This window comes from Comamonas sp. 26 (genome assembly GCF_002754475.1).
Taxonomy (GTDB): Bacteria; Pseudomonadota; Gammaproteobacteria; order Burkholderiales; family Burkholderiaceae_C; genus Comamonas.
The window spans coordinates 2,743,487-2,755,079 of sequence record NZ_PEFL01000001.1 but is presented as its reverse complement, the minus strand read 5'-3'; the positions used below and the strand labels follow the sequence as shown (position 1 = coordinate 2,755,079).

Sequence of the window (11,593 nt, the reverse complement as noted above, 5' to 3'; positions counted from 1 at the left end):
AAACAAGCAGCCTAGACGCCACATCCGATCTTTTAAAGGAATTCTTAGATGTTTGAAACCTCCATCGCAGGCAGCCTGCCCAAACCCGCTTGGCTGGCTGAAACCAACAAGCTCTGGCCTCAGTGGAAAGCCGAAGGCGAAGCACTTCGCCAAGCCAAGGCCGACGCAACCCTGCTTTGGATCAAGGCGCAGGAGGATGCCGGCCTGGATATCGTGTGCGACGGCGAGCAGTCGCGCCAGCATTTCGTGCATGGCTTTTTGGAGCAGGTCGAAGGCATCGACTTCGACAACAAGGTGAAGATGGGCATCCGTGACAACCGCTATGACGCGATGGTGCCGCAGGTGACATCGGCCCTGCGCCTGAAGGGCCGCGTACATGCCTTTGAAGCACAGCTGGCGCGCGCGCACACAAAGAAGAAACTGAAGTTCACCCTGCCCGGGCCTATGACCATAGTGGACACCGTAGCGGATCGCTTTTACGGAGACAAAGTCAAGATGGCTTTTGCCTTTGCAGAGTTGCTGAACCAGGAAGCGCTGGCCCTGCAAGCTGATGGCGTAGACATCATCCAGTTCGACGAGCCTGCCTTTAATGTCTATATGAAGGATGCCGCCGATTGGGGTGTGAAGGCGCTGGAGCGCGCAGTGCAGGGCTTGAGCTGTACGACGGCAGTACACATCTGCTACGGCTATGGCATCAAGGCCAATACCGACTGGAAGAGTTCTCTCGGCGAAGAATGGCGTCAGTACGAGACGGTATTCCCCGCACTGGCACGCAGCAGCATTGATCAAGTGAGCCTGGAATGCATCCATTCCCATGTGCCGCCGGACCTGATGAAGCTGCTGGCCGGCAAGGACGTATTGGTTGGCGTGATCGACGTGGCCAGCGATGTCGTCGAGACCCCAGAGGAAGTGGCTGACACCATTGGCCGAGCGCTGGAGTTCGTACCAAAGGAGCGACTCTTTCCATGCACCAATTGCGGACTGGCACCAATGAGCAGAGACGTGGCGTGGCGCAAGCTGGAAGCGCTGGCAGCAGGCACGAAGCTGGCAAAAGAGCGCCTCACTGCCGTGTGAGGCCGGGCTCGATGGGTGCATACAAGCACTCTTTTGCTATGAAACGTGCAGCGCATAGCGCGCAATAGGTATGGGTTCTGGCAGTTTTTGTCACATGTTTGACCGACTGCCTTCAAGCTGACCACGCATAATTGAATCAGCCAAGCAAGCCATGATTCAAGGAGCCACTGACAATGAACAGCCCCCAGACCGCCCAAGCCCCCGAAGTGATTGCCGAAGTTCGGGGCAAGCTGGGCATGATTACGCTCAACCGCCCCAAGGCCCTCAATGCGCTGTCTCTGGGCATGGTTCGTGACTTGCTGGCCACGCTGCTGGCCTGGCAAAAGGATGAATCCATTCTGGGCGTGGCCATTCGCGGAAGCAACAAGGAAGGCGTGTTTGGCTCCTTCTGTGCTGGTGGCGATATCCGTTTTCTGCATGCCGCAGGCAGCAGCGGCAATCCTCAGCTGGAAGACTTTTTCACTGAGGAATATGCGCTCAACCACCTGATTCACAGCTTGGGCAAGCCTTACATCGCCTTTATGGATGGCATCGTCATGGGCGGCGGTATGGGCATCAGCCAGGGCGGTTCGCTGCGCATCGTGACTGAGCGCACCAAGATGGCCATGCCCGAAACCGCGATTGGCCTGTTCCCCGATGTGGGTGGCGGCTACTTTCTCTCGCGCTGCCCCGGTGCGGTGGGTGAATGGCTGGGCTTGACCGGCGACACCATCGGCGCGGGCGATGCCGTGGCCTTTGGTCTGGCCGATGGCTGCATTCCCGCCGATCAACAGGCGGATTTGTGGGAGACGCTGGCGACGACGCCGTTTGCCAATGTCGAGGCCCTGAATGCCGTGGTGCGCGCCCGCTTTGTGAGCGCTGAGCCCAGTCTTGCAGCGCATCGCACCGAGATTGATGCCTGTTTTGGCCTGCCCACCGTTGCAGCGATTGAACAAGCCTTGCTGGCCAGTAGCGACTGGGCCAAGGCCGTGGCCCAGACCTTGCGCAAGCGCTCTCCGCTGATGATGCATGTAGTGCTGGAACAAATTCGCCGCGCCCGCAAGATGACACTGGCCGAAGACCTGCGCATGGAGCGCGACATGGTGCGCCACTGTTTTTATCTGCGCCCCGGCCAGAGCGAAACACTGGAAGGCATTCGCGCCTTGGCTGTGGACAAGGATCACAATCCGCGCTGGAACCCCGCCCGTATTGAGGATGTGACCGATGCACAGTGGCAGGCTTTTTTTGTCAGCCCGTGGCCCGCGCATTCACACCCACTGGTCATGCTGCAAGATTGATTGAGCCTTTGGGAGCACAAAGCCCGGCAAGTGTAGAACTTGGCGGGCTTTGTTTTTGATAGCTGAAAGCGCTTGATGGATAAGCGCTAAAGCCTGTTTTGATGATGATTCTTAGGCGTTTGGCTTGTTGCCGTTGATCAGCTCTTGTTCAGTTTTTGAGCGTGAGATTCTTGTGTGAGATGGGTCACGGCCTGCGCCAGCAGCGCAATAGACAGGGGAGCGCAACCTTCAGCATCGTTGCTGATGGTCACAAACGCTGGCTGGCCTGCGCCGGTGATGCCGGCAATCGTGCGTGCCAGCAGCTCGCGCGTGTGCAGGTCTTCGCTGCGAATTTCGCTGAACGGCTCGTGCTTTTTCTGCGCATCGGCATAGCCATAGGCACCAAAGATGCGGTTCAGGTTCCAGCGGCAGACGAGAGGGCCGGGCCACAGGGCGCGCAGTATGGGGAGCTGCGCTTCAATAGGCGGCATTTTGCCGTGCAAGCCCAGACAATAGGTGGCGCCATGCGCTTTGAGTGTCTGGGCGAGAGATGGGCTGAGCAGTTCAGGGTCGCGCACCTCCACGGCCACTATCACTTGCGGATGCTTTACCAGCGCTTGGCGCACCTCAGCCAGTAGCCGTCCCAGCTTGTCCAGTACCCGGCTGGGCTGGCTGAGCAAGCCCCAGGGCAGGGGGCTGAGCTGAAAAACCAGCACGCCCAGTTTGTCGCCCAGACCTTCGAGGGTGGGCTCCACAAAATGTTCGACGGCCAGGCGCGGGTCCAGAAAGGCAGGATTCGGCTCGCGTGGCTTGCCTTCTTCGGTACGCACCTGGGCATCGGTAATGCTTGCCGGACATTTGACGACAAAGCGAAAGTCGGCATCGACCTGCGCCGCAAAGGCGGCGTATTGACTGGCGGTCAGTGGTCGCCAGAAGGTGCGATCCACGCAGACGGTGCGTAGCAGCGGGTGCTGGTGATAGGCGATGAGCCCTTTTTTGGCCAGCACGCTGCTGTCATAGGCTCCGTCCCAGACCAGCCCCTCCCAGCCCGGATACGACCAGGTGGAGACGCCCATGCGCAACTGGGGCGGTAGCTGCGCGGCCAGTGGTGCGTGCAGGGCGGCATTGGCTGCCAGCGCCACATCGCTGCGCTTGGCCTGGCGCTGGGTGGTTGCCGTTTCGTCGGCTGGTTCAGTGGATGACTTTGCCGTTTTGGCCCGCGATTGACCTGCGCCTGCGCTGGGCGGCGGTAAGTCGTCTGCAAAAAAGTCATTCTGAAACGTATCTGGCATGGCAGACGTAATTTTAATGAAATTGGCGCTTAGCGCTTATCCCTAAAGCGCTAGCAGCTATGAAAAGCATAGTTTTTACGCTTTGCTTGCAATTGCCTCGGGCTTTGAGTCTGGCGAGCCGTTTTGCCTATGGCAAACTATTTCGTTTCCTCTGTCAGACGCCGTGGGGCGAGTATCGAATGCAAAAAATCATTGGTCAGATTGCTCAAGAACTGAACGTCAAGCCGCAGCAGGTGAGCGCAGCGGTGGAGTTGCTCGATGGTGGTGCCACGGTGCCGTTTGTTGCCCGTTACCGCAAGGAAGCGACAGGTGGCCTGGACGATACGCAGCTGCGTACGCTGGATGAGCGCCTGAGCTATCTGCGCGAGCTCGATGACCGCCGCGAAACGGTGCTCAAGGCGATTGATGAGCAGGGCAAGCTGACCGATGCGCTGCGTCTGGCCATTGCCACCGCACCCACCAAGCAGGAGCTGGAAGACATTTACCTGCCTTTCAAGCAAAAGCGTCGCACCAAGGGCCAGATTGCCAAAGAGTTTGGCATTGAGCCGCTGGCCGATCTGCTGTTTGCCGACCCCACGCTCGATCCGCACAAAGAAGCGGAGGCTTTCTGCAAGCCCGCCACGGTGCTCGACGATGGCAAACCCGGCCCGGATTTCTCCAACACCTTTGCCGTGCTGGATGGCGTGCGCGATATCTTGTCCGAGCGCTGGGCAGAAGACCCGGCCCTGGTGCAAAAACTGCGTGAATGGCTTTGGGAAGAAGGGCTGCTGAAGTCGAAAAAGGTGGAATCCAAGAACGAGAACGACCCGGAAGTCGCCAAGTTCCGCGATTATTTTGAATATGACGAGCCGATTGGCCGCGTGCCATCGCACCGCGCACTGGCCGTGTTCCGTGGTCGCGCTCTGGAAATCCTCGAGGCCAAGCTGATTCAGCCTGTCGAGCCTGAGCCGGGTCAGCCTAGCTTGGCCGAAGGCAAGATTGCCCTGCACCTGGGCTGGAGCCACGCCAAGCGTGCGTCTGATGACTTGTTACGCAAATGCGTGGCCTGGACCTGGCGCGTGAAGCTGAGCCTCTCGACCGAACGTGACCTGTTCAGCCGCCTGCGTGAAGATGCCGAGAAGGTGGCCATCAAGGTGTTTGGCGACAATCTGCGCGATTTGCTGCTGGCCGCCCCTGCGGGCCCGCGCACCGTGATTGGTCTGGACCCCGGCATCCGCACCGGCGTGAAGGTGGCGGTGGTAGACCATACCGGCAAGCTGCTGGAAACATCGACCATTTACCCGCACGAGCCACGCCGCGACTGGGACGGATCGCTGGCCACACTGGCCAAGCTGGTGGAAAAGCATGGCGTGAACCTGATCGCCATTGGCAACGGTACTGCCAGCCGCGAAACCGACAAGCTGGCCGCCGATCTGATCAAGATTGCCGAGAAGGCCGATAAAAAGATCGAAAAAGTGGTGGTGAGCGAGGCCGGTGCCTCGGTCTATTCCGCCAGTGAATTTGCTTCGCTGGAGATGCCTGATGTGGATGTGAGCCTGCGCGGCGCGGCATCGATTGCCCGCCGCCTGCAGGACCCGCTGGCCGAGCTGGTCAAGATTGATCCCAAGAGCATTGGCGTGGGCCAGTATCAGCACGATGTGAACCAAAGCGAGCTGGCCCGCCAGCTGGACGCCGTGGTGGAAGACTGCGTGAACTCGGTGGGCGTGGACCTGAACACCGCATCGGCTCCGTTGCTCTCCCGCGTGTCGGGCCTCTCTGGTTCGGTCGCCAAGTCGGTGGTGCGCTGGCGCGATGCCAATGGCTCGTTCAAAAGCCGCAAGCAGTTGATGGAAGTCTCGGGCCTGGGTGCCAAGACCTTCGAGCAGGCGGCAGGCTTTTTGCGTATTCGCGGGGGCGAGAATCCGCTGGATATGACCGGCGTTCACCCCGAAACCTACCCGGTGGTAGAGCAGATCATTGTCTCGACCGGCAAACCCGTGGACCAGATCATGGGCCGGGCCGAAGTGCTGAAAAGCCTGAAGCCTGAGCAGTTCGCCAGCGAGAGGTTCGGCTCCATCACCATCAAGGACATCCTGGGCGAGCTGGAAAAGCCTGGCCGTGACCCGCGCCCTGATTTTGTCGTTGCTCGCTTTAACGAGGGTGTGGAAGACATCAAGGACCTGAAGGAAGGCATGACGCTGGAGGGCACGGTGAGCAACGTGGCCCAGTTTGGCGCCTTTGTGGACCTGGGCGTGCACCAGGATGGTCTGGTGCATGTGAGCCAGATGAGCCACAAGTTCATCGAAGATGCTCGCGAGGTCGTCAAAACCGGTCAGATCGTCAAGGTGAAGGTGCTGGAAGTGGATGTAGAGCGCAAGCGCATCAGCCTGACCATGAAGCTGGACGCAGCGCCTGCCCGTCGCGATGGCCCGCGCGACAATCGTTTTGAGGGTGCTGGCCGTGGCAATAGCTATGGCGGAAGTGGCGGCAATCGGGGCGGTCGTGATGCTTATACCCAGCCGCAGCGTGGTAATCAGCCAACACAGCAAAACGCCATGGCTTCAGCCTTTGCCAAGTTGCAGGGGCTGAAGAAATAATCTCCCACCGGGCCGCCAATTCATAGAAATGACAGGCGGCCTTTTTGTGGGAGATAGGGATGGGAAAAGTCAGGGGCAGAATCTTGCCCGTCATTGGTGTGGTTCTGCTGGTCGTCTTTATCGGCGTCAAGATGACATCAAGGGGCTGGGTGTCGCTGGACAAAGCCAAGCAAAAGGCTCAGGCCAGCCAGCCTGCTCCCTTGGTCTGGCCGCCCGCACTGGCTTTGCAAAGTGATGGTTTTTGCCACACCATCAAGCTCAACCTTGCTCAGGTCGACAAGGCAATGGAAGAGGGCATTCCGATTGACCAGCAGCGGCGCTGCATCTCCCGCACCGCCATGGATGAGTATGAAACGGCAAAAGTGCGCCATGCAGCGCAAAAAACGCTGCGTGCTGCGCACGATGCAGAGCAAGCGCAGATTGAAAAAACGCTTGAGCAGCAGATTTCAACAGGCTCCATCACTTTGCAGAATTTGATGCAGGCGCGCGCTGACAAGACCTCGATGATCTCTACCGCCTTGCTGCCCGCTGCGCACATGCCCATCAAGGCCATGCCTAAGCCACCGGCACAGATGTTTGTGCCCATGAACTATCAGAGTGGCAATCTCACCCTTAAGGCGTTTGTGACCCCTAATCCGGGCGATGGAAAAAAGTTGCCGCTGATGGTGTGGCTGACGGGCGGCGATAGCAATAGCCTGGATGATTTCTGGACGGAGGGTGCCGCAACCAACGATCAAAGTGCCAGCGCTTTTCGCAAGGCGGGCATGGCCATGCTGTTTCCCACGCTGCGCGGTGGCAATGACAACCCAGGTCAGCGTGAATATTTCTGGGGCGAGGTGCAGGATGTAGCCGCCGCCATTCTGGAGGCAGCGCAACTGCCTTATGTGGACCCCACGCGTATCTATCTGGGCGGGCACAGCACCGGGGCGACGCTGGCGCTGCTGACGGCCACGGCGGGCTTGCCGGTGCAGGGTGTGTTTGCATTTGGCCCGGTGGATGAGATCAGTGGTTATGACTGGCCTGTGAAGTGGTCGCTGGTCTCTGCCGATGAAAAGAGAATGCGCTCCCCTATGTACTGGATGCATGCCATAAAGAGCCCGACCTGGATCATTGAAGGCAGCAAGCGGCCAAGCAATATCAACAGTCTGGATAATTTGTGCGCGGCTCGAAAGTCGGAGCAGGTGCATTGCGTTTCGGTTCAGGGTGCGGATCACTTTTCCGTGTTACAACCCATCACACGCAAGATTGCAAGCCAGCTGGTAATGGGTCAGCCAGTGCAACTGCAAAGAGATGAAAAGCTGTGACTGTAAAAGCCTGTCTGTATCCAGTCCGACAGGCGTTGTAGCCCCACTGCAGATGACCCACGCCATGATCCGCGCCAAACCACTGAACCTGTCAACGCTGCTGGAGCAGCATGCGCTGCTGCCCAGTCAGCCACGTGCGGTGGCGCTGCTGTCGAGTGAGCTGCGCCAGCTAGAGCCGGGCATGCGCAGCCTGGTGCAACTGTTTTCAACAGACCCGGTATTGACGGCACGCATGCTGGCTGTAGCCAATGGACCCGCGCACCAGCTAGGCCAGCGCGTGCATAGCATTCCTGAGGCCTTGGTGGTGCTGGCCCCAGTCCAACTGCGGCAGTTGGTGCAAAAATCCGCCCCCACAGGGGCAACTCATGCGCAGGGGGGCTGGAGCCTAGCGGGCTTCTGGCGCTACAGCCTTGATACCGCGCGCATTGCGCGTGCGCTGGCCATGTCGGTGCAGGCCAATGCCTCGGCGGCCTATACGCTGGGTTTGCTGCATGGTTTGGGGCAGCTGCTTTTGCGAACGGCTGATCCAGAGACCTTTGTGCGGCTGGCGGAGCTGCTGGAGCCCATACACCCCAAGCGCCCGGAGGTGGAAACACAGCTGATGGGCTATTGCACAGGGCAGATTACGGCCCATCTGGCCCAGCAGTGGAACTTTCCACCGCTCATGAGCGATGCTTTTCAGTATATGAACACTCCGCTGGAGCAGCCGACCTTTGAGCCCTTGACCGGCGTGCTGCATCTGGCCATCTGGCGTGCATCAACCCGTGCCTTGAACTGGAGCGAGCGTCAGCTGGCCGTGTCTTTTCCTGCGGAAGCGGGGCTTGCGCTGGGCATGGATATCGACATGGTGCTGCGCCAAGCCTCTATCAACTGGTATGCCGCTGGTTCTCTGGATTTGCAGTTTTAGCTTTTTATTCGATTGCGTAAGGTAATTTTGTTACATAAATTGCATTTCTTCTTGCGCTGGAATTGCGGATTTATTGTCAAAAATTATTCAATGATGCATTGTCGAGCTTCAGTTTAGGCGGTGCTAGGCGCCTCAATTCAGTGCAACATCAAACCAAGCCAGTCAGGAGGGAAAGATGGACTCGAAAGATGCAATCTTTACTAGCGACACGCTGATTGCTCGCTCTCCGTCGGTGGAGCTTGGGAGTCCTTCCATGTGGCCTGATCACATGGTGGGCCAGCCTGACAAGCCGGTTCGGGTGCTGCTGATTGATGATGATGTTCATTTGCGTATGGTGATTGCGCAGGAAATCATGAATGATCGCCGCACCATGGTGGTGGGACAGGCCGGTAATCTCAAGGATGCGAGAAAAGCCATTCGCCAAAATGACTTCGATGTCATGCTGCTCGACCTGAATCTGGGCGACGGCGATGGACTTGAGTTGATTGACGTGATGAAAAGCCAGCACCCGCATGCAGAAGCCATCGTGGTGTCGGTGATGGAAACCGAAGAGCAGGTGCTGCGGGCCTTTGAACTGGGCGCAACCGGCTATCTGGTCAAAAATTCATGGTTTGGCAACTACCCTCAGGCCGTGCTGCAGGTGGCCAATGGCGGGGCTTCCATTACGCCTAGTCTTGCCAGGAGACTGCTGCAGCGTTACGACAAAAAGCCAGCTTCAGACCCGCAGGTGAACACCGGCACGACAGACCGGCTTTCCAGCCGTGAGAGTGAAGTCCTGCGCATGGTGGCAGCCGGCCATACCAGTGTCGAAATTGGTGTGCAGCTGCAAATCAGCACCATGACGGTCAACACGCATATCAAGAATATTTATCGCAAGCTGCAAGTGCGATCGCGTGCGCAGGCCGTGCGCTTTGCATCACTGCGAGGCTGGTTTTAGTTCATCAAGGTCGCCAGAGGAAGTCTTGAATGATTTACGTTTGGCAGTTACTTCTTTGGGGCATTCAACTGCTGCTGTGGCTGTTTTGCTTGGCTCAGGATTCAGCGGCGTTGCAGTCTGTCATAGGCTGGTGCGCCGCGTTCGGTGCACTGATCAGTGCCGTCACTTTTGTCTGGCTGCTGCCTAAAGCCTATCGCAGCTTGCTGTGGCGCAGGCGCAAAAGCGTCCGTCCTTCACGAGAAGTTCAACTGGAGCGGCGGCGTATGGCTGCGGCCTTGCATGATGGCGTGGGCAGCCAGCTGGTGCACCTGATCAGTCTGTCTGAACAGCACCCGGCCCCGGCAATGCGTCGGGCGCTGGAGCAATGTTTGCTGGATTTGCGCTTGATTGTTGATTCGATGGATGCTCAGGATGAATCGTTAGGCGTACTTCTGGCGAGATTCAGGCACCGCCTGCAACCAGTTCTCGAACGCCAAGGCATAAGTCTGCACTGGGATGTGTGGGATCCCGAGGCCATGGGTGGGGCGGGCTGCTTGCCACGCGGCAGCATGGCCAGAGAAATCATGGCTGTGGTGCAGGAAGCCATCAGCAATGTGCTGCAACATGCACAAGCGCATGAGGTATGGATTAGCTTGGCGGCGACGGCTCAAACCGGTGCCTCAAGCGTTTTTGTGCATGCGTGTCTCAGCATTGAAGATGACGGCAAAGGTCTGATACAGGCGGTCGGGCAAGATATGGGCACAGAGTCTTCCGCTGGCATGGGTTTGCTCAATATGCGCCGCCGAGCGCAAGCCATAGGCGGTAAGTTCGAAATTCAGCCCCGCATGGCTGGCGGGACAAAAATTACCATCACGTGGTGACTGTTCTGGGCGTGGTGGTGGCAAATCGCTCGTCAAGCACAATGGCTGAATGACGTCACCACCCAGAGCATTACGCATCTATGCCGGCTGCAAAGCTCGGCAACTTTTAGAGCAGCACGGCTTGCAGCCTGAAATGGTCAAAGTCATACCGGCTGCGGCCGGTGGGCCCAAGGGGTTGATTCTCGGGCCTCTGGATCGATTCATTTTTGGCCACTGGCTGACGCAAAGTCACCATCAAGTCGATCTGGTTGGCGCATCCATAGGTGCCTGGCGCATGGCGACGGCTTGTTTGAATGATTCTGTTCAAGCTTTTGAGCGGCTAGAGCGTGACTATATTGCTCAGCGCTTCGAGCCTCCGGAAGGGCAAAAGCGCCCTCCAGCGAGTCTGGTCAGCGAGCGTTTTTCACAAAGCCTGCAAGAGTTCTTCGGTGGGCGTATCGCTGAAGTCTTGAATCACCCACGCTATCGCTTGCATGTCATTGCATCCCGGGGCCAAGGCCTGTTGTCGCGCGTCACACCTTGGCGTACCCCGCTTGGCTATGCTGGGGCTTTTATCAGCAATGCTTTCAGTCGTCAGGCACTGGGCTCATGGCTGGAACGTGTGGTGTTTTCAACGTCTCAAGGGGCTAACCTGCACAGCTTGCCATTTGGCGTGAATGACCTTCGCTCTACGCAGGCGGGTCTGACGAGCACCAATTTTATGGATGCTGTACGTGCCAGTTGCTCCATCCCTTTTGTGCTGGATGCTGTGCATGATATTCAGGGCGCTCCCAGTGGCGCTTACTGGGATGGTGGCATTACGGACTATCACATGCATCTTGACTATCTGGCATCGCAGACAGGGCAGGGGGTTGTGCTGTACCCGCATTTTCAGAAGGCCGTGGTACCCGGCTGGCTGGATAAAAACTGGAAGCGCCGCCGCCAGCCCAGTGCGTATCTGGATTCCATGATCGTGCTGGCACCCGATCTTGCATGGGTGGCCAGTTTGCCCAATGGTAAGCTGCCCGACAGACATGACTTTTTGAGCTATGGCTCCGATCACGAGGGCCGGGCCAAGGCATGGAATGCCTCGGTTGCGGCCAGTCAGCAACTGGCTGATGAGTTTGTGCAGTGGCTGAGTACGGCGGATATGGTGCGGGTTGAGTCGCTCTAGCGTTTGATCTTTCTGTGTGATTTGAGAATTGCGGTGAATCATGACAAGCAGTGTTGATCGGATTGCGTGCAATGCCTGAGTCTGGCTTGCCTTCACATCAATAACAACAAACAAGGCCGTTTATGTCTGACCTTTCCACAGAATCGTCGAAGCCAGATGATTCACCTGCTTCGGTTGTCGTCAACTTTGGGGCCGTTGCGCCCAATGAACCCCATGCGGGAGCGCCTGTAGAAC

The 11,593-nt window shown here is 58.0% G+C and carries 9 protein-coding genes; 8 read left to right on the top strand and 1 reads right to left on the bottom strand.

Features of this window, described 5'->3' with window-relative positions; translation table 11 throughout:
- Window positions 1–48 precede the first annotated feature (48 nt).
- Window positions 49–1,074: a methionine synthase gene (locus CLU84_RS12775; RefSeq protein WP_099737491.1), complete on the top strand. Its 1,026-nt coding sequence runs from the start codon at window positions 49–51 to the stop codon at window positions 1,072–1,074.
- 173 nt (window positions 1,075–1,247) lie between these two features.
- On the top strand, window positions 1,248–2,351 hold the full coding sequence (locus CLU84_RS12770) for an enoyl-CoA hydratase/isomerase family protein (RefSeq protein WP_099737490.1): 1,104 nt from the start codon (window positions 1,248–1,250) through the stop codon (window positions 2,349–2,351).
- A gap of 137 nt (window positions 2,352–2,488) precedes the next feature.
- Here the strand turns inward: CLU84_RS12770 and CLU84_RS12765 are convergent, their stop codons facing one another.
- The gene (locus CLU84_RS12765) at window positions 2,489–3,622 is read right to left on the bottom strand and encodes a DUF72 domain-containing protein (protein ID WP_099737489.1); all 1,134 of its coding nucleotides are present in this window, start codon (window positions 3,620–3,622) and stop codon (window positions 2,489–2,491) included.
- A gap of 179 nt (window positions 3,623–3,801) precedes the next feature.
- On the opposite strand from CLU84_RS12765, the gene CLU84_RS12760 reads away from it, so the two are divergent.
- From CLU84_RS12760 to CLU84_RS12735, 6 genes are all read left to right on the top strand, one after another.
- On the top strand, window positions 3,802–6,198 hold the full coding sequence (locus CLU84_RS12760) for a Tex family protein (RefSeq protein ID WP_099737488.1): 2,397 nt from the start codon (window positions 3,802–3,804) through the stop codon (window positions 6,196–6,198).
- Window positions 6,199–6,257: 59 nt separating this feature from the next.
- Window positions 6,258–7,502: a S9 family peptidase gene (locus tag CLU84_RS12755; RefSeq protein WP_233210039.1), complete on the top strand. Its 1,245-nt coding sequence runs from the start codon at window positions 6,258–6,260 to the stop codon at window positions 7,500–7,502.
- 64 nt (window positions 7,503–7,566) lie between these two features.
- Complete coding sequence (locus CLU84_RS12750) at window positions 7,567–8,409, top strand: HDOD domain-containing protein (RefSeq protein ID WP_099737487.1); 843 nt, start codon at window positions 7,567–7,569, stop codon at window positions 8,407–8,409.
- Between the two features lie 175 nt (window positions 8,410–8,584).
- Window positions 8,585–9,346, top strand: coding sequence for a response regulator transcription factor (locus CLU84_RS12745; protein WP_099737486.1), 762 nt, complete (start codon window positions 8,585–8,587; stop codon window positions 9,344–9,346).
- A gap of 29 nt (window positions 9,347–9,375) precedes the next feature.
- On the top strand, window positions 9,376–10,206 hold the full coding sequence (locus tag CLU84_RS12740; RefSeq protein ID WP_099737485.1) for a sensor histidine kinase: 831 nt from the start codon (window positions 9,376–9,378) through the stop codon (window positions 10,204–10,206).
- 133 nt (window positions 10,207–10,339) lie between these two features.
- Window positions 10,340–11,359, top strand: coding sequence for a patatin-like phospholipase family protein (locus CLU84_RS12735; protein ID WP_099738009.1), 1,020 nt, complete (start codon window positions 10,340–10,342; stop codon window positions 11,357–11,359).
- Window positions 11,360–11,593 lie beyond the last annotated feature (234 nt).